Origin of the sequence: Serratia bockelmannii (assembly GCF_051803255.1) — a bacterium.
In the GTDB taxonomy this organism is placed as follows: Bacteria; Pseudomonadota; Gammaproteobacteria; order Enterobacterales; family Enterobacteriaceae; genus Serratia; species Serratia bockelmannii.
In genome coordinates, this window is record NZ_CP196512.1 from 4,821,869 (window position 1) to 4,840,440 (window position 18,572).

General features: G+C 59.4%; 20 protein-coding genes. 2 read left to right on the plus strand and 18 right to left on the minus strand.

The window, feature by feature from the left end:
- Positions 1–55 precede the first annotated feature (55 nt).
- The 8 genes from fusA to fkpA all read right to left on the minus strand — a co-directional run bounded on the left by fusA (position 56) and on the right by fkpA (position 6,337).
- Entirely contained in the window at positions 56–2,170 is a 2,115-nt protein-coding gene (fusA, locus tag ACSJLU_RS22940; RefSeq protein WP_025304497.1) for an elongation factor G, read from the minus strand.
- A gap of 93 nt (positions 2,171–2,263) precedes the next feature.
- A complete protein-coding gene (gene rpsG / locus ACSJLU_RS22945) occupies positions 2,264–2,734 on the minus strand; it encodes a 30S ribosomal protein S7 (protein WP_004956203.1) in 471 nt (156 codons plus the stop codon).
- A gap of 96 nt (positions 2,735–2,830) precedes the next feature.
- Positions 2,831–3,205 (minus strand): 30S ribosomal protein S12, encoded by a 375-nt coding sequence (rpsL, locus tag ACSJLU_RS22950; protein WP_004930426.1) that lies wholly within the window; start codon positions 3,203–3,205, stop codon positions 2,831–2,833.
- Between the two features lie 143 nt (positions 3,206–3,348).
- Positions 3,349–3,636: a sulfurtransferase complex subunit TusB gene (tusB, locus tag ACSJLU_RS22955; protein ID WP_025304499.1), complete on the minus strand. Its 288-nt coding sequence runs from the start codon at positions 3,634–3,636 to the stop codon at positions 3,349–3,351.
- 9 nt (positions 3,637–3,645) lie between these two features.
- A complete protein-coding gene (gene tusC, locus ACSJLU_RS22960) occupies positions 3,646–4,005 on the minus strand; it encodes a sulfurtransferase complex subunit TusC (protein WP_025304500.1) in 360 nt (119 codons plus the stop codon).
- Between the two features lie 7 nt (positions 4,006–4,012).
- A complete protein-coding gene (tusD, locus tag ACSJLU_RS22965) occupies positions 4,013–4,402 on the minus strand; it encodes a sulfurtransferase complex subunit TusD (RefSeq protein WP_033636259.1) in 390 nt (129 codons plus the stop codon).
- Positions 4,402–5,124, minus strand: coding sequence for a helix-turn-helix transcriptional regulator (locus ACSJLU_RS22970; RefSeq protein ID WP_004930418.1), 723 nt, complete (start codon positions 5,122–5,124; stop codon positions 4,402–4,404). The genes tusD and ACSJLU_RS22970 overlap by 1 nt, the downstream gene beginning before the upstream one ends.
- A gap of 373 nt (positions 5,125–5,497) precedes the next feature.
- Positions 5,498–6,337: an FKBP-type peptidyl-prolyl cis-trans isomerase gene (gene fkpA / locus ACSJLU_RS22975; RefSeq protein ID WP_025304502.1), complete on the minus strand. Its 840-nt coding sequence runs from the start codon at positions 6,335–6,337 to the stop codon at positions 5,498–5,500.
- Between the two features lie 356 nt (positions 6,338–6,693).
- Here fkpA and ACSJLU_RS22980 point away from each other — a divergent pair, with 356 nt between their 5' ends.
- The gene (locus ACSJLU_RS22980) at positions 6,694–6,921 is read left to right on the plus strand and encodes a SlyX family protein (RefSeq protein WP_025304503.1); all 228 of its coding nucleotides are present in this window, start codon (positions 6,694–6,696) and stop codon (positions 6,919–6,921) included.
- Positions 6,922–6,936: 15 nt separating this feature from the next.
- Here the strand turns inward: ACSJLU_RS22980 and ACSJLU_RS22985 are convergent, their stop codons facing one another.
- From ACSJLU_RS22985 to kefG, 7 genes are all read right to left on the minus strand, one after another.
- Complete coding sequence (locus ACSJLU_RS22985) at positions 6,937–8,109, minus strand: MalY/PatB family protein (protein ID WP_025304504.1); 1,173 nt, start codon at positions 8,107–8,109, stop codon at positions 6,937–6,939.
- 1 nt (position 8,110) lies between these two features.
- A complete protein-coding gene (gene nhaC, locus ACSJLU_RS22990; protein ID WP_025304505.1) occupies positions 8,111–9,550 on the minus strand; it encodes a Na+/H+ antiporter NhaC in 1,440 nt (479 codons plus the stop codon).
- Positions 9,551–9,672: 122 nt separating this feature from the next.
- Positions 9,673–10,701 (minus strand): LacI family DNA-binding transcriptional regulator, encoded by a 1,029-nt coding sequence (locus tag ACSJLU_RS22995; RefSeq protein WP_380827086.1) that lies wholly within the window; start codon positions 10,699–10,701, stop codon positions 9,673–9,675.
- A gap of 92 nt (positions 10,702–10,793) precedes the next feature.
- On the minus strand, positions 10,794–11,381 hold the full coding sequence (gene slyD / locus ACSJLU_RS23000; protein ID WP_439041044.1) for a peptidylprolyl isomerase: 588 nt from the start codon (positions 11,379–11,381) through the stop codon (positions 10,794–10,796).
- Between the two features lie 112 nt (positions 11,382–11,493).
- A complete protein-coding gene (locus ACSJLU_RS23005) occupies positions 11,494–11,697 on the minus strand; it encodes a YheV family putative zinc ribbon protein (protein WP_015379274.1) in 204 nt (67 codons plus the stop codon).
- A 14-nt stretch (positions 11,698–11,711) separates the two neighbouring features.
- Positions 11,712–13,520 (minus strand): glutathione-regulated potassium-efflux system protein KefB, encoded by a 1,809-nt coding sequence (kefB, locus tag ACSJLU_RS23010; protein WP_049206069.1) that lies wholly within the window; start codon positions 13,518–13,520, stop codon positions 11,712–11,714.
- 2 nt (positions 13,521–13,522) lie between these two features.
- A complete protein-coding gene (kefG, locus tag ACSJLU_RS23015; RefSeq protein ID WP_025159909.1) occupies positions 13,523–14,074 on the minus strand; it encodes a glutathione-regulated potassium-efflux system ancillary protein KefG in 552 nt (183 codons plus the stop codon).
- Positions 14,075–14,203: 129 nt separating this feature from the next.
- Between kefG and ACSJLU_RS23020 the strand changes: the two genes are divergently transcribed.
- Positions 14,204–16,117 (plus strand): ABC transporter ATP-binding protein, encoded by a 1,914-nt coding sequence (locus ACSJLU_RS23020; RefSeq protein WP_043138860.1) that lies wholly within the window; start codon positions 14,204–14,206, stop codon positions 16,115–16,117.
- A gap of 3 nt (positions 16,118–16,120) precedes the next feature.
- Here ACSJLU_RS23020 and tauD read toward each other — a convergent pair whose 3' ends face one another.
- From tauD to tauB, 3 genes are read right to left on the minus strand one after another with little or no spacing between them, the layout of a single operon-like run.
- Positions 16,121–16,969 carry a taurine dioxygenase gene (gene tauD, locus ACSJLU_RS23025; protein ID WP_043138862.1) on the minus strand — a complete coding sequence of 283 codons (849 nt, stop codon included), beginning with the start codon at positions 16,967–16,969 and terminating at the stop codon, positions 16,121–16,123.
- Positions 16,966–17,802 carry a taurine ABC transporter permease TauC gene (tauC, locus tag ACSJLU_RS23030; protein WP_033631937.1) on the minus strand — a complete coding sequence of 279 codons (837 nt, stop codon included), beginning with the start codon at positions 17,800–17,802 and terminating at the stop codon, positions 16,966–16,968. The genes tauD and tauC overlap by 4 nt, the downstream gene beginning before the upstream one ends.
- Positions 17,799–18,566 carry a taurine ABC transporter ATP-binding subunit gene (gene tauB, locus ACSJLU_RS23035; RefSeq protein ID WP_025304511.1) on the minus strand — a complete coding sequence of 256 codons (768 nt, stop codon included), beginning with the start codon at positions 18,564–18,566 and terminating at the stop codon, positions 17,799–17,801. The genes tauC and tauB overlap by 4 nt, the downstream gene beginning before the upstream one ends.
- Between the last annotated feature and the right edge of the window lie 6 nt (positions 18,567–18,572).

Here is an 18,572-nt window from a genome sequence, read left to right on the forward strand (position 1 = left end):
TATAGCGCTCTCCCCTTCTGGAGAGAGCACGGGACTTTGGTTTTAACCCTGCGGCTTATTTGCCACGGGCTTCGATTACGGCCTGAGCGACGTTGTTCGGTGCATCATCATACTTCAGGAATTCCATGGTGTATGATGCGCGACCTTTAGTCAGAGAACGCAGCTGAGTTGCGTAGCCGAACATTTCGGACAACGGTACTTCAGCGTGGATCTTAACGCCAGTCACTTCAGATTCCTGACCGCGCAGCATGCCGCGACGACGGCTCAAGTCACCGATAACGTCACCGGTGTTCTCTTCTGGAGTCTCAACTTCAACCTTCATGATAGGCTCAAGCAGAACTGGTTTCGCTTTCTTAAAGCCTTCTTTAAAGGCGATAGACGCGGCCAGTTTAAACGCCAGTTCAGAGGAGTCAACGTCGTGGTAAGAACCGAAGTGCAGACGAATACCCATGTCTACTACCGGGTAACCAGCCAACGGACCAGACTTCAGCTGCTCCTGGATGCCTTTATCAACGGCAGGGATGTATTCGCCAGGAATTACACCACCTTTGATGTCGTTGACGAACTCGTAACCTTTCGGGTTAGAGCCCGGCTCCAGTGGGTACATGTCGATCACAACGTGACCGTACTGACCGCGACCACCAGACTGCTTGGCGTGCTTACCTTCAACGTCGGTAATCTTCGCGCGAATCGCTTCGCGGTAAGCTACCTGAGGTTTGCCCACGTTAGCTTCAACGTTGAATTCACGCTTCATGCGGTCAACGATGATGTCGAGGTGCAGTTCACCCATACCGGCGATGATGGTCTGGTTAGACTCTTCGTCAGTCCATACGCGGAACGACGGGTCTTCTTTAGCCAGACGGCCCAGAGCCAGACCCATTTTTTCTTGGTCAGCTTTGGTTTTCGGTTCAACGGCGATAGAGATTACCGGCTCAGGGAATTCCATACGCTCCAGGATGATTGGAGAGTCTGGATCACACAGGGTGTCCCCGGTGGTCACGTCTTTCAGACCGATCGCAGCGGCGATGTCGCCTGCGCGAACTTCTTTGATCTCTTCACGCTTGTTGGCGTGCATCTGAACGATACGGCCAAAACGCTCGCGCGCAGACTTAACGGAGTTCAGCACGGTGTCGCCGGAGTTAACAACGCCGGAGTACACGCGGAAGAAGGTCAAGTTACCTACGAACGGGTCGGTAGCGATTTTGAACGCCAGCGCAGAGAACGGCTCGTCATCACTTGCGTGACGCTCAGCCGGAGTGTCTTTACCGTCGTCCAGGATACCGTTGATCGCAGGAACGTCAGTTGGTGCCGGCAGGTATTCGATTACCGCATCCAGCATCGCCTGCACGCCCTTGTTCTTGAACGCAGAACCACAGGTAACCAGGATGATTTCGTTGTTCAGTACGCGCTGACGCAGAGCTGCTTTGATTTCTTCCTCGGTCAGCTCTTCGCCGCCCAGGTATTTTTCCATCAGCTCTTCGGAAGCTTCCGCAGCGGACTCGATCAGGTTCTGGCGCCATTCTTCAGCCAGATCCATCATGTCAGCCGGGACGTCTTCGTATTCGAAGGTTACGCCTGCGTCTTCTTCGTTCCAGTTGATCGCCTTCATTTTCACCAGGTCGATAACGCCGGTGAATTTGTCTTCTGCGCCGATAGCCAGCTGCAGAGGAACAGGGTTAGCGCCCAGACGAGATTTGATCTGGCCAACAACTTTCAGGAAGTTAGCGCCCATACGGTCCATTTTGTTAACGAACGCGATACGTGGCACTTTGTATTTGTTAGCCTGACGCCATACGGTTTCAGACTGTGGCTGAACACCACCAACAGCACAGTAAACCATTACCGCGCCATCCAGCACACGCATGGAACGTTCTACTTCGATGGTGAAGTCAACGTGCCCTGGGGTGTCGATGATGTTTACGCGATGCGGTTCGAACTGCTTGGCCATACCAGACCAGAAAGCAGTAGTCGCTGCAGAAGTGATGGTAATACCACGCTCCTGCTCCTGTTCCATCCAGTCCATGGTGGCAGCGCCGTCATGAACTTCACCGATTTTGTGGTTTACACCGGTGTAGAACAGAATACGTTCGGTAGTGGTGGTTTTACCGGCGTCGATGTGAGCACTGATACCGATGTTACGGTAGCGTGCAATGGGTGTTGTACGAGCCATTTGATTCCTCTATTCCTAGGGCGTTCAAGTTCAGTTAACCCAAGCGGGCCGATTTGACGCGCCCGCTTGGTTAGCATGACTACAGCCAGGTGATTACCAGCGGTAGTGGGCGAACGCCTTGTTGGCTTCGGCCATACGGTGAACGTCTTCACGCTTCTTAACAGCAGAACCTTTGTTCTCTGCTGCGTCAGACAGCTCGTTCGCCAGGCGCAGAGCCATGGATTTATCACCGCGTTTACGTGCAGCATCAACGATCCAACGCATTGCCAGAGCATTACGACGAACCGGGCGGACTTCAACTGGTACCTGATAAGTAGAACCGCCAACGCGACGCGACTTAACTTCTACAGTCGGGCGAACGTTGTCGAGAGCGACTTCGAAAGCTTCCAGGTGATCTTTACCAGAACGCTGAGCCAGGGTCTCCAGCGCGGTATAGACGATTGCTTCTGCAGTAGATTTTTTACCGTCTACCATCAGGATATTTACAAATTTGGCCAGCAGCTCAGATCCGAACTTAGGATCTGGCAGGATTTTACGTTGGCCGATTACGCGACGACGTGGCATGGAAATACTCCGTTGTTAATTCAGGATTGTCCAAAACTCTACGAGTTTATTTTGACATTAAAGTTAAAACGTTTGGCCTTACTTAACGGAGAACCATTAAGCCTTTGGCTTCTTCACGCCGTACTTGGAACGAGCTTGCTTACGGTCTTTAACACCGGAGCAGTCAAGTGCACCACGGACGGTGTGGTAACGCACACCTGGCAGGTCTTTTACACGACCGCCACGGATCAGGATTACGGAGTGTTCCTGCAGGTTGTGGCCTTCGCCACCGATGTAGGAAGTCACTTCGAAACCGTTGGTCAAACGCACACGGCAAACTTTACGCAGTGCGGAGTTTGGTTTTTTCGGGGTAGTGGTATATACGCGGGTGCATACGCCACGTTTCTGCGGGCAGGCTTCCAGCGCTGGAACGTTGCTTTTAGCAGCCTTCACAGAGCGTGGTTTGCGAACCAGCTGGTTAATTGTTGCCATTAAAAAAGCTCCTGGTTTTTGCTTCGTACTAGCTTCGTAAACATGTGATAAATCCCCTCGTATGCACTATTGGCAGAGTACGAGGACGCAGAATTTTAGGGCTGACCAGTATGGGTGTCAAGAAATATACAACATCACTCTCATTACCAGGCCATTTGGCTGCGGTGTTGTTCGGTTAATTCAACGAAGTGATTATAGCCGATGACAGTGATTTTGTGCGAAAAATGACCAACCAATCCCCGGGCTTCCAGGTCATCCTGCAGCGCATAAAGGGATATGGGGGCGGCGAGCAGCAATTCAAGATGAGCGCTGCCGGCAAGGCCTGCAAGCACGCCGTCCTGTAGCAGCAACAGCGCGTCGCCCTCCGCCGCCAGGCGCAGCAGCGCAGGTAAGTCACATTGGTTTGGCGAATGGCTCAGGGTATACAGCATCAGAAGATCCTAAAACGTCATCACGGCGTCGTAACCGGCCAATTGGCGGCGCAATTCATCCGGCGCCAGCACTTCGGCATCCAGCACCCAATCGGTCACCTGACTCAGCCCACGCTCCTGCAGCGAAGCCTGGCATAGATAGCAGCGCTCCACGTCATACAACGGCAGCACGCCGAAGGTGGCGATGTAATTGCGCGCCAAGATTTTTTCCGGTTGCTGGCCCGGCAACAGCTGCAATACGCCATCGCCGACAAAAAACACCCCCAAATCCTCACTGAGCGCCGATGTGGCAAGCAGCGCATCCAGCCCTTCCCTGCCGCCGGCACCGCCGTGCGGCCCGTGGGTGAAAACAAAAGCGACTCGTTTCATCATATCCTCAGAACTGCACCAGACGGTCGCAACTCAGCGACGCTTCGGCCAGGGAACCCAGCCCGCTCAGGGTAAAGCCGGGCTGCAGGTTGGCGCTTGCCAGCCCCTGTTGCGCCGCCTCCTGCTCGTCGGTGACGCCACGGCGCAGCGCGGCAGCAACGCAGACGTTGAGCGCCACGCCGTGTTGCTGCGCCAGCTGCGTCCAGCCGCGCACCAGGTCGAATTCGTCGCTGGCCGGCGCGGTCAGTTGGTTGGCGTTCAACACCCCTTCACGGTAGAAAAAAACGCTGGAAAGCCGGTGCCCTTTCGCCAGCAAAGCCTGAGCGAACTGATAGGCGCTGCTGGCCTGCTGAGTGCCGTAAGCCGGGCCGGTGACCAACAGACAATAATCGAGCATCAACGGTCGCTTCCCAACAGATCGCCGCTCTTGAACTGGCGGATGTACAGATACACGGTGTGTTTGGAGATATTCAGGCGATCCGCCACCTGATTGATCGCATCCTTGATATCGAAGATGCCTTTCTCATAGAGGTTGAGCACCACCTGGCGATTCTTGGCGTTATTGGACACCGAGCGGTCGGCGTTCACCTCTTCGATGGTGAACTCCAGCGTCTGCGCCACCAGATCGTCGACGGAAGAAGCGAAATTCACCGACGACGGCACGTCCTGCGTGGCCGGCGGCATAAAAGTCTGCATGATCTGCGAGAACGGCACGTCGAGGTTCATGTTGATGCACAGCAAGCCGATCACCCGCTGCTCGCGATTGCGAATGGCAATGGTCACCGATTTCATCAACACGCCGCTCTTGGCGCGGGTAAAGTAGGCTTTCGACACGCTGCTGTCGTCGCCGGCCATGTCGTGCAGCATGCGCAGCGCCAGGTCGGTGATCGGCGAGCCGATTTTGCGCCCGGTGTGTTCCCCGTTGGCGATGCGCACCGCCGAGCTGTTCAGGTCTTCCAGCGCGTGCAATACGATCTCACAGTGGCCGCCGATCAACATCGCCAGCCCGTCGACCACCGCTTCATAGGATTTCAGGATTTCATGATCCGTTTGAGTAAACGGACGTTCATTCAGCAAATCAAGTTCGCTGGCTTCGCTGGATAAAAGCGAATTCGACATCGAAGATACCACCCTCATAGATCGCCTGTGCCAGGGGGCGCAGCTAAAACCGCTCGGACCGGATCGCTGCCGTCGTCGGCATGCCGCCGCGCGGCTGGCTGAGAGCCGCATAAAACGGCACGATGACATCCGCGGGCGAGGCGGCCGGGAACAATTTTAGGTACACGCCCTAAGGGGCAGACGCATGACTGATAAGTCAGAATTATTAGTCTAGCAAAGCGGCCGGAGCAAAGTCCTTGCGTTTGCGCGTGGTATTGACGTTAAGCCCGATGCCCGGCAGGCGTCAAGCGTTCAATGGCGAGAGAGGCGGCGGCGGCCAAAATGAAAACCGCCGCGGAGGGCATCCGCGGCGGTGGCAAACAAAGCGACGAGATTATTTCGCTTTGGTATCGGCTTTCGCATCAGCCGGTTTTTCGGCTTTAGCGTCGGCTTTCGGCGCCGCTTTCACGTCCAGCAGCTCAACGTCGAAGACCAGCGTGGAGTTAGCTGGGATGCCCGGAACGCCGGTTTTGCCGTAGGCCAGCGCCGGTGGGATCACCAGCTTGATTTTGCCGCCTTTCTTGATGTGCTTCAGACCTTCGGTCCAGCCAGGGATCACGCCGTCCAGACGGAACGACAGCGGCTCGCCGCGGGTATAGGAGTTATCGAACTCGGTACCGTCGGTCAGGGTGCCTTTGTAGTTCACCACCACGGTGTCGCTGTCTTTCGGCGCTTCACCCGCGCCCGGTTTCTCTACCTGATACAGCAGGCCGGATTCGGTTTTCTTCACGCCTTTTTCTTTAGCGAAGCTGTCGCGATACTTGGCGCCTTTGGTTTCGTTGTCCTTGGCGTCCTGCTCCATCTTCGCCTGAGCGGAAGCCTTCACGCGCGCTTCGAAGCCCTGCAGGGTCTTCTCGATGTCGGCATCGTTCAGCTTGCTCTTGTTGGCGAACGCGTCCTGAACGCCGGCGATCAGCTGATCTTTGTCCAGCTTGATGCCCAGCTTCTCTTGCTCTTTCAGAGAGTTGTCCATGTAACGGCCGAGAGAGGCGCCCAGTGCGTAAGCCGCTTGCTCGTCGTCGTTTTTGAACTTGCCGGTGCTTGGCGCTGCTGCCGCGTCCGCTGGTTTAGCGGCTTCTGCCGGTTTGGCGGCATCGGCTGCCATGACCTGGGTCGCATTCAGAGCAAAAGCCATGGTGGTTGCCAGAAGCGTGACTTTAAACAAAGATTTCATCCATTTCTCCAGTGTCTGAAGCAATGCCCCAAACAATCATTAGGTAAGATAACCGGGCTACTATAGCTGCCTGAAACAAAACAAAACAGTCGCACAGGTAACCAATCGAGTCAAAGTGTGACTCCCACTTTGCCGAGAAGTTTCCCCCTGCGTGCTACTCGTATGATAAATCAGATTTTTCTTGCAGAATATTCGGCGAGGTTAGCAAAAAACGGCGTATCGGGCGCGCAACTTTTCAGCACTTTACACTGCCGATCGCAACGTTGCGCGCCGTCTGAAGAAATAGCGCGAGCAAACCCGGCGCCAGCTGTTACCATAGCGCCGAATCAGGATTTTATCGCGTCAGAGGTAGCCTCATGCACAACGCCGACATTCAACGCCTGCTACAGCGGCTTGAAGAACTGGAGAGCCGCCAGGCTTTCCAAGAGCTCACCATCGAAGAGCTCAACCAGACCGTTACCCAGCATCAAATGGAAATGCTGAAGATGCGCGAACACCTGCGCATGTTGACCGACAAGCTGCGCTCGACCCAAACCTCAATGATCGCCTCGCAATCGGAAGAAACCCCTCCGCCGCACTATTGAGGGTCCGTTGCGCGGTTATTTCAGGCGTGCCAACCCATCGACGGCACGCTCGAGATACCGGCGCGGGCACCCCAGGTTGATGCGGATAAAACCGCTCCCCTGCGGGCCGAAACCGCTGCCCATCGACGGAGCCAGCTTTGCCACCGCCACCAGCGCCTGCTGTAAGTCAGCATCGCTCAAACCCAGTGCACGGCAATCCAGCCAGGCGAGATAGGTCCCTTCTGCCTGGGTCATCGTGCACCAGGGCGCGGCGGCCGCCAGCGCCCGTTCAAACCAACGCCGATTCTCCGCCAGGTAGCTGAGCAGCTCATCAAGCCAGACAGCACCCCGTTGATAGGCCGCGGTCGCCGCCGTCATCGATAGCGCGTTGAACACATCCAGCCCGTGGGCATTCAGCCGATCGACAAACGCCTGCCGAAGCCGAGCGTTGGGGATCAGGAAATTCGAAATGCGCAGCGAGGAAAGGCCGAACGTTTTGCTGGCGGACGTCGCCGCAATCGCTCGCTCGCGATATTTCTTGTCCAGATGCAACACCGACGTAAACGTCTCGCCGGGCAGCAGCAGATCGGCCCAGATCTCATCGGAGATCACCGTAACGTCGTGGGTATGGCAAAGCGCCATGAGCCGCTCCAGTTCATCGCGGCGCCAGCAACGGCCTGTCGGATTGTGCGGATTGCACAGCAACAACAGCGGCGGTTTACGCTGTGCCAGACAGGCAGCCAACTGGTCGAAATCGATCCGATATCCCTGCGGAGTTTTCAACAGAGGATTCTCAAGCACCTCTCTGCCATTCATGGTGACTATCTTGGCGAACGAGCCATAATACGGCCCCTGCACCACCACACCGTCCCCCGGCTTGCTGAGCAGTTGGATCAGCATCGCCAATCCGGGCACCACCCCCTCAATCGACGTAAACCACTCACGCCGCAGCGGCAAGTCGTGCCGTTTGGCGAACCAGTCGATCGCCGCCTGATAGTAGGCGTCGTCACGTTCGCTGTAGCCAAAGACCCCGTGGTCCACCCGCTGATGCAGCGCCTGTTGCACCTCTGGCGGACATGGAAAATCGAAATCGGACACCCACATCGGCAACAGTTCGCTGCCATCCAGTTGCAGATAGCGGTCGATGAAGTCCCACTTCACGGAGCTGGTGTTGTGGCGATCGATGATGGCGTTGAAATGACTCGTCATGTCAGGCTTCCTTACGCTGCAAATCGTTCTGAGGTTGAAGTTTGGCGATACCGAAGCCGGTGAACCCATAAATCAGGGCGAACACCACCGCGGCATAACATTGGATCGCCCACGGCAGCAGATCGAGCGTGCTGACCCCCAGCGTGGTCGCCATGTAAATACCGGCGGCCGTCCACGGGATCAGCGGCTCGATAACGGTGCCCGCATCCTCGACGGTGCGCGACAGGTTTTTGTTGTCCAGCCCCATGCGCCGATAGGCCCCTTTGAACAGCTCCGCTGGGATCAGCAGCGCCAGCTTGCCGTCGCTGGTCGCGCCGGTCACCAGGATCGTGGTGGCAACGGTGGCGGCGATCAGTTGGCCGGTGGTGTGCACCACGTGCAGCAGCCGGCTGATGATCACCGTCAGGGCGCCGGTCAGCGTCAGGGCGCCGGCGAAGGAAAAGGCGCAGAACACCAGCAGGATCGTACTCATCATCGAGAACATGCCGCCGCGGTTCAGCAGGCGCGGCACATCGGCGACGATCCCTTCGACGTGATGGCCCTGGCTGGCGAACATCGACAGATTGAAGCCGTCCATCAACGCATTCAGCCCCTGTTGCAGGCTAAAACCCTGCAGCGCGACGCCGATGGCGATCGCCAGCGCGCAGGCGGCCAGCATGACAGGGATCACCGGCCGTTTGGTCACCGCGCCCCACAGCACCAGCACCGGTGGCAGGATCAACAGCAGGTTGAAATGGTACAGCCCCTCAAGCGCGCTGACGATTTCGGTCACTTTTTCCGGCGTTGCCACGCTGCCCACCGCGCCGGTGTGGCCGGCGATCAGGTACACCACGGCGGCCAGGATGAAGCTCGGCAACGTCGTGTACATCAGATGCTGGATATGGCTGTAGAGATCGGTATCCGCAACGATAGCCGCGAAGTTCGTCGAATCGGACAACGGCGAAATTTTGTCGCCGAAGTAGGCGCCGGACACCACCGCCCCAGCCGCGGCGGCCAGCGGCACGTCTAAACCGGCGGCCACGCCCATCAGCGCCACGCCCACGGTGCCGGCTGCCCCCCACGAGGTGCCGGTGCACACCGAGATCACGCTGGTGATGAAGAACGCGGCAATCAGAATATATTGCGGACTGATCAGCTTCAGCCCCCAATACACCATGTAAGGGATTGTACCGCTGATCATCCAGGTGCCGATCAGGCCACCTACGCAGATCAGGATCATGATCACCGGCATGGCCTTCGCCAGCTTGGCCACGATGGCCTCGATGATGTCGTCCCAGCGGTAACCTTGCCACCAGGCCAGCGCGGCGGTGATGGCGGCGGAAACCAGCAGAAGCGGTTCAATGCGCAGGCCAAACTGGCCATAGCCGATGATGAGCAGCAACAGCATGGCCACAATCGGCAGCGTCGCCAACCCAAGGTTGAGCGTTTTCTTATTATCCATATACGGCTCCTGTTGAAGATGGGGTACTGCAACAGCGTAATGGCTTCGATAATCGGAGGATGTGAGCGCAGGCAACCGGCCATGTAATCGGTTTCATGCGCTCACATTGTGTGACTTGTCTCTCATTCGCCGCGCTTGCTTTGCTCATGCGGCTCGCCATCGGTGACAGAGTCTCGCAGGATAAGCTCGGCCGAAAAGCGGTTGTTCTGCGGCGCGACGTCGCTGCCGCTGTGGATCTGCAGCGCGAGGCGCGCGGCGCGTCGGGCCATTTTCTCGATGGGGTAATGCACAGTGGTCAGCGAAGGGTGGAGATATTTCGCCAGGGCAATGTCGTCAAAGCCAACGATCGACAGCGCCTCGGGCAACTGAATGTGCCGTTGATGGCAGGTGCGCATCATGCCGGCGGCCATCACGTCGTTGAACGTCACTGCGGCGGTGAAGCGTGGGTCGCTGGCCAGCACGCGCTCGGCCGCCAACTCGCCCCCTTTCTCGTTGAAGGGCACGCTGATGATCCAGGCTCCGGGCACCTCAATACCAGCGGCGGCCATGGCCTTGCGGTAACCCGCTAACCGCTGTGCGCGGTCGTCGATCGGCAAATCCGTCGTCACGCAGGCGATTCTCCGATGCCCCTGGCGAATGAGTAGCTCGGTCGCCGCCTGTGCCGCCTTGGCATTGTCGAGCCAAATACAACGATTGGCGATGGCCGGCAGGTAGCGATTGATCAGCACCAGCGCGGGCGTGTGGGCGGCGTAGCGCAGCAGCTCCTCTTCTCCCATGCGCGTGACGTGCGCCACAATGGCTTCGCATCCCTGATTGATGAGAAAGTCGAGGCCGCTTTTTTCCAGTTCAGCCTGATGCCCGCCGCTGCACAACATCAAACGCACGCCAGCCTGCCGCGTGATGTCTTCCACGCCCCGCGCCAGGCGCGAGAAAAACGGATCGTCGAGGTTGCCGGTCAGCAACCCCAGCATATTGCCGCTTCTTTTCGCCAGTGCCAGCGCGGCGGCGTTGCGGTGGTAATTGAACTCGCGCATCGCTTTCTCGACGCGTTCGCGGGTCACCGGTTCAACGTAGGCGGTATTATTGATCACCCGGCTGACGGTGGCCGTGGAAACGCCGGCGCGGCGCGCAACGTCTTTCATGGTGGCCATGGCATGTCCTGTTGTGCCGTTCGGCGCCTGGTGCGCCGCGCATAAAAAAGGGCAGCCAATGGCCGCCCTCTTGTCTCGGGATTGCGTTCTGCTTAGTGGCAGCCGCAACCACCGTTACCGCAACCGCCTTTACCGTGGTCGTGACCATGGTCGTGATCGTGGCTGTGGCCGTGACCGCCGCAGCAACCTTCACCGTGCTCGTGGTGATGGTCGTGCTCGCCGTGTACGTGATCGTGCGCCAGCTCTTCTGCGGTCGCTTCGCGGATCGCGACAACTTCCACGTTGAAGTTCAGGTTTTGGCCGGCCAGCATGTGGTTGCCGTCAACCACGACGTGGTCACCGTCAACTTCGGTGATTTCAACCGGTACCGGGCCCTGATCGGTGTCAGCCAGAAAACGCATGCCGACCTGCAGTTCGTCAACGCCCATGAAGACGTCTTTCGGTACGCGCTGCACCAGGTTTTCGTCGTAGTTGCCGTACGCGTCGTTCGCGCCGACGTGAACGTCAAAACGATCGCCAACGTCGTGGCCTTCGAGTGCTTTTTCCAGACCTGCGATCAGAGAACCATGCCCGTGCAGATAGTCCAGCGGTGCGCTCACCGGAGACTCATCAACCAAAACACCGTCTTCTGTACGTACTTGGTAAGCCAGGCTGACCACCAAGTCTTTTGCTACTTTCATGATATCTCCTACCGTTGGCTACTAGGACGCGCACCGTTATCGGGATGCGCGCCTTTTCCGGACAGATTGTAACGGAAATCTGCCTCGCTGTACCCTCCGGGATAAAAAAACGCTACTTCGGCTGGAAAATGCCGATCACCTGCTCTTGCGGGCGAACGTGTTTTTCCACCTGTTGTTCGGTCTGGCGCTGATGGTGTCCGCACTTGACGCACTCCACCACTTCCACCTGATCCTCCCGCCATACCGCTAACGTATCCATAGCGCTACAGCTCGGGCACACCGCCCCGGCGATAAATCTCTTACGTGTTGCAGACATCGTTATGCTCCCGCTTATTCGTATTCGTCCCAGCCGTCGAACTGGCGACTTTCTTTTTGCATTTCGCGATGGAACAGCTCTTCCAGCTCGCGCCGCGCCTCTTTCACGCGGGAAATTTGCGCCACGTCGCCCTGATGCGGCGGCATCAGCTCACGCAGCATGCGCATATCCAGGCGGCGGAAATGCTGCTGGGCGCGGAAAGCCTGATGCGGGTGCATGCCCAACTCCATCAGCGCCTTGCGCCCCAGTTCCAGCGCGCTGGAGAAGGTTTCGCGGCTGAACTGTTTCACGCCCGCCTGCAGCAGCTCATGCGCCTCCACGCGGCCGCGCGCGCGCGCCAGAATGCTCAGGTTCGGAAAGTGCTGTTGGCACAGCCGCACGATCTCCATGGTGTCTTCCGGCTCATTGCAGGTGATCACGATCGACTTGGCCTTTTCGGCGCCCGCCGCGCGCAACAGCTCCAGCTCGGTGGCGTCGCCGTAATAAACCTGGTAACCGTAACGCCGCAGCACGCCGACGGCGCTGACGTCGCGCTCCAGTACGGTAATGCGCATTTTGTTGGCCATCAACAGGCGGCCGATCACCTGGCCGAAACGCCCGAAGCCGACGATGATCACCTGCGGATCGTCATCCTCTACGTACGGCGTTTCCTCGTCTTCGCCTTTAGCGTTATAGCGGCGCGCCAAAATGCGGTCGATGACCTGCATCAGCAGCGGCGTGGTCATCATCGACAGCGTCACCACCACCAGCAGCAAAGAGAGTTGATCCGGCTGCAGCACCTTTTGCGCCCCCGCCGCCGAAAACAGCACGAAGGCAAACTCACCGCCCTGGCTGAGCACCCCGGCAAACTGCAGCCGCACCGAGCTACGCAGGCCGAACAGACGCGACACGCCATAGAGCACGCCGGATTTGACCGCCACCAGCGCCAGAACGCCGATCAACACCTCGGCCAGGTGGGTGTAGAGCACGCCGATATTCAACACCATGCCCACCGAGATAAAGAACAGCCCCAGCAGCAGCCCTTTAAACGGCTCGATGGAGATCTCCAGTTCGTGGCGATATTCGCTCTCCGCCAACAGCACCCCGGCGATGAAGGTGCCGAGCGCCATCGACAGGCCGAGCGCCTCCATAAACAGCGCCGAGCCGAGCACCAACAACAGCGCCGCGGCGGTGAAAATCTCGCGCACGCCGGAGGCGGCGATATAGCGGAACAGCGGCCGCAGCAGAAAGCGTCCGCCGATCAGCATGCCGCCGAACGCCGCGACCTTGAGCGCGATCTTCGCCCAGTCGTCGCTGGTGCCGCCGGCGCCGGCCAGAATGGGGATCAACGCCAACGCCGGGATCACCGCCATATCCTGGAACAGCAGCACCGAGAAACCGAGCTGCCCCCCTTCGTTGCGGTTCATGCCCTTTTCGCGCATCAGCTGCAGCGCCATGGCGGTGGAAGACATCGCCAGGCCGATACCGCCGATCACCGCCGCCTGCCAGGCGAAGTGCGTCAGGTACAGCAACGCGCCCAGCACCGCCGCGGTGAGCAACACCTGGCCGGCGCCGGCGCCGAAAATCGAGCGCCTCAGTTCCCACAGCTTGCTGGGGTTCAGCTCCAGACCGATGATGAACATCAGGAACACCACGCCCAGCTCGGAGAAGTGCAGGATCTCGTCAACGTCGCGGATGAAGCCCAATCCCCAAGGGCCGATGGCAATGCCGGCGATCAGATAGCCCAGCACCGCGCCGATCCCCAGGCGACGGGCGATCGGCACCGTCACCACCGCGGCAAACAGGAACAGCAAAATGGCGGTCAGTAAGGTCGATCCTTCCATGGTCACCGCCCTCCGTGCGGCAGCGGGTGGCTCAGCCACTCGCCGTAGGCGTCTGCATGGCTGCGCAACACCTCCGGCTTCTGCCGCCGCGCCCAATAGACCACGAACGGCGTCAGCCAGTGCATATGGCACATCCCGGCGGTCAGCTCGAACGGCCGCAGGATATCTTCCATCGGATAGTGGTTATAACCGCCGGTGCGGTAGGCGCCTTCCGGCTCACCGGTGGTGATCACCGAGCGCCAGTATTTGCCCGCCAGCGCATTGCCGCCCACCCCGCTGGCGAAGCCGCGCGACAGCACGCGATCCAGCCACTCCTTCAGCAGCGCCGGACAGCTGTAGGTATACAGAGGGTGCTGAAACACGATGACCTGATGCTCACGCAGCAGCTGTTGTTCGTGATGAATATCGATAAAAAAATCAGGGTAGTGCGCGTAGAGATCGTGCACGGTGACATGTTCCAACTGCTGCGCCGGTCGAAGCAAAACCCGGTTCGCCACCGAGTCATGGGATTCCGGATGGGCATACAGCAGCAAGACCTTGGGCGGCTGCGACATCATTCCCCTCCAAAGCGTCGTCAGAGTAGCGGTTTTCCGCTACCATGCATCGCAAAGACAAAAACAGCGCGCGGTGCGCGTTCTGTTACCTTAATGATAATTTAACATACTCTGAACATACGGCGCTTTATGATTGTATTCTCCTCGCTACAAATCCGACGCGGCATCCGCGTCCTGCTGGACAACGCCACGGCGACGGTTAATCCAGGTCAGAAGGTCGGCCTGGTGGGCAAAAATGGCTGCGGCAAATCCACGCTGCTGTCGCTGCTGAAGGGCGAGATCGCGGCGGATGGCGGCAGCTTTACCTTCCCCGGCAACTGGGCGCTGGCCTGGGTCAACCAGGAGACGCCGGCGCTGGACGTGCCGGCGATCGAGTATGTTATCGACGGCGACCGCGAGTTTCGCCAGCTCGAAGCCGAACTGCAGGCCGCCAACGACCGCAACGACGGCCACGCCATCGCCACCCTGCACGGTAAGCTGGACGCCATCGACGCCTGGACCATCCGTTCCCGCGCCGCCAGCCTGCTGCACGGCCTCGGCTTCTCCAACGAACAGCTGCAAAGCCCGGTGCGCGACTTTTCCGGCGGCTGGCGCATGCGTCTCAACCTGGCGCAGGCGCTGGTGTGCCGTTCCGACCTGCTGCTGCTCGACGAACCGACCAACCACCTGGATCTCGATGCGGTGATCTGGCTGGAGCGCTGGCTGAAAAGCTACCCCGGCACGCTGGTGCTGATCTCGCATGACCGCGACTTCCTCGATCCGATTGTCGACAAGATCCTGCATATCGAACAGCAGACCCTGAACGAATACACCGGCAACTACTCGTCGTTCGAACGCCAGCGCGCCACCAAATTGGCGCAGCAACAGTCGCTGTATCAGCATCAGCAAGAAAAAGTGGCGCACCTGCAAAGTTATATCGACCGTTTTCGGGCGAAGGCCTCCAAGGCCAAGCAGGCGCAGAGCCGCATCAAGATGCTGGAGCGCATGGAGCTGATCGCCCCGGCGCACGTCGACAACCCGTTCACCTTCAGCTTCCGCCCGCCGGAAAGCCTGCCGAACCCGCTGCTGCGCATGGAAAAAGTCAGCGCCGGATATGGCGATAAAGTGATCTTGAAGTCAATCAAGCTGAACCTGGTACCCGGTTCACGCATTGGCCTGCTCGGCCGCAACGGCGCCGGTAAATCGACGTTGATCAAACTGCTGGCCGGCACCCTGGAACCGCTGAGCGGCGAGATCGGCCTGGCGAAAGGCATCAAGCTGGGTTACTTCGCCCAGCACCAGCTGGAATTCCTGCGCGCCGACGAATCGCCGTTGCAGCATCTGAGCCGCATCGCGCCACGGGTGCTGGAGCAGCAGCTGCGAGATTACCTGGGCGGTTTCGGGTTCCAGGGCGACAAGGTCAGCGAAGTGACCGAACGTTTCTCCGGCGGCGAGAAGGCGCGGCTGGTGCTGGCACTGATCGTCTGGCAACGCCCGAACCTGCTGCTGCTCGATGAACCGACCAACCACCTGGATCTCGACATGCGTCAGGCGCTGACCGAGGCGCTGATCGATTTCGAAGGCGCGTTGGTGGTGGTCTCGCACGACCGTCACCTGCTGCGCTCCACCACCGACGATCTGTACTTGGTGCATGACGGCCAGGTCGAGCCTTTCGAGGGCGATCTCGACGACTACCAGCAGTGGCTTGTCGACCTGCAGCGCCAGGAAAACCAGCAGGATGCACCGGAAAAAGAGAGCGGCGGCAACAGCGCGCAGGCGCGCAAGGACCAAAAACGCCGCGAGGCGGAGTTCCGTACGCAGACCCAACCGCTGCGCAAGCAGATCGCCAAGCTGGAACAGCAGATGGAAAAACTGGGCGCCGAACTGGCGGCGGTGGAAGAGCAGTTGGCGGATCCCGCACTGTACGACATCAGCCGCAAGGCCGAACTGACCGACTACCTGCAAAAGCAAAGCCAGGCCAAATCCGCGCTCGAAGAGACGGAAATGACCTGGCTGGATGCACAGGAACAGCTGGAGCAGTTAACGCAGGCGTTCGAAGCCTAAGCCTCAGTCCTTGTAAAAAGGCCTATCCCCCAGAATGGTCGCGCGGTGCATGATGCGCCGCTGCGGCAGATAATCCGCGTTGGCGTAGTGCTGCGTCACGCGGTTATCCCAGATCGCCACGTCATTTTCCTGCCAGCGCCAGCGCACCTGAAACTCCGGTTTGGTGATGTGAGCAAACAGGAAGTTCAGTAAAGCGTCGCTCTCCTTCGGCGCCACATCCACGATCCGCGTGGTGAACCCTTCATTGACGAACAGCGCCTGCCGGCCGCTGACCGGATGAGTACGCACCACCGGATGCAGCAGCGGCGGATTTTTCTGCACCGCCAGTTGCCAACGCTGGTGTTCTTCTTCACTGCCGCGATGCTTGTACTCCGGGAACGACTTGGTGAAGTCATGTTCCGCGCGCAGCCCCGCGAGCAGCGTTCTGAACGGCGCCGACAGCGCCTCGTAGGCCGCGATGCCACTGGCCCACAGCGTATCGCCGCCGGTGGAAGGCAAGGTCTTGGCCGCCAGGATCGCCCCCAGCGGCGGGTTCTCGATAAAGGTCACGTCGGTATGCCAGTTGTCGTTGTCCGGCGGGTTGTCGTCGTGGGTATCGAGCACGATGATCTCTTCCACGTCGGTGGCGTGCGGATAGACCGGATGGATGTGCAGATCGCCGAAGCGGCCGGCCAGATCGCGCTGCTGCAGCGGCGTGATCGGCTGGTTGCGGAAGAACAGCACCTGATGCTTGAGCAGCGCATGATAAAGCTGTTCAAACTGGCCATCGCCCAACGGCCGGGCCAACTCGACGTTTTCCACCAGCGCCCCGATGTAAGGCCCCAGCGGGGTGATATTCAGACGTTCGTTCATTGCTGTACTCCATGCCACGGGGTCAATCGGCGCTGCAGGGCGCGCAGCCCCAGCTCCAACCCAAATGCAATCACCGCAATCACGCCGATGCCGGCCAGCACCACGTCGGTCGCCAGAAACTCACCGGCGGATTGCACCATAAATCCCAGGCCGCGCGTGGCGGCGATCAGTTCGGCAGCCACCAGCGTCGACCAGCCGACGCCCAGCCCGATGCGGATGCCGGTCAGGATCTCCGGCAGCGCGCTCGGCAGCACCACGAAACGCAGCACCTGCCAACGCGTGGCGCCCAGCGCGCGGGCGGCGCGCACCCGCACCTGCGCCACGCTGCGCACGCCGGCCACAGCGGACAGCGTCACCGGCGCGAAAATCGCCAGATAAATCAACAAGATTTTCGAGGTCTCGCCGATGCCGAACCAAATTACCATCAGCGGTAAATACGCCAACGGCGGCACCGGACGATAGATCTCAATCAGCGGATCGAGGATGCCGCGCACCGTGTCGTTCAGCCCCATGGCGATGCCCACCGGAATGCCGACGATCACCGCCGCCAGCAGCGCCACCAAAATGCGCCCCAGGCTGGCCGCCAGATGCTGCCACAGCGTGGCGTCCATAAAGCCTTGCGGGCTGGCGATGGTGATCAGTTGATGCAGCACCTGCTGCGGCGCCGGCAGGAACAGCGGGCTGATCAGCTGCAGCGCCGTCACGCCCCACCAGACGATCAACACCGTCAACAGCGTGGCGCCGCTCAACCAAACGTTGCGCGGCACGCTGAAACGGCGCGCCGCTTTGCCCTGCGGCTGCGCCGCGGCCTTTAACGTGGAATGCAGGCTCATAGCAAGGCCTCGCGCTGTTGGAAAACTTTGCCCAGCACGTATTCGCGCTGCGCAATAAATTCAGGATCGGACTTAATCGAGCGGCAGGCTTCGCCGTCGGCATAGCGTTGGCCGAAGTTCAGCGACAATCGCTCTACCACCTGCCCCGGCCCCGGCGACAGCAGCAGCAGCTCGCTGGCGAGGAACACCGCCTCTTCGATATCGTGGGTGATCAGCAGCACCTGCTTGCCGGTATCGCGCCAAATAGTCAGCAACAGCTCCTGCATCTGCTCGCGAGTAAACGCGTCCAGCGCGCCGAACGGTTCATCCAGCAACAGCAGGCGCGGATCCGCGGCCAGGGCGCGGGCGATGCCGACGCGTTGGCGCATGCCGCCGGAAAGCTGCCAGATGAAATGCCGCTCGTAACCGGCCAGACCGACGCGCTGCAGCATCTGCTCCGCCACCTGGCGGCGCTGCGCCTTGCCGACGCCGGCCAGCTGCAGACCGAACTCGACGTTGTCCACCACGTTACGCCACGGCAGTAAACCCTCATGCTGGAACACCACGCCCCGTTCAGCGCCCGGGCCGTGAACGGGCGTTCCATCCAGCGTGATGCTGCCAGCTGAAGGCTCGATAAACCCGGCGATCAAATTCAGCAGCGTGGTCTTGCCGCAGCCCGATGGGCCGAGCACCACCACCAGTTGCCCGGCGGCGATCTGGAACGACACGTCACGCAGCGCGGGCCGCCCCTGATACTCTGCTGAAAGATGATTGACGTTTAGCATCCTGCT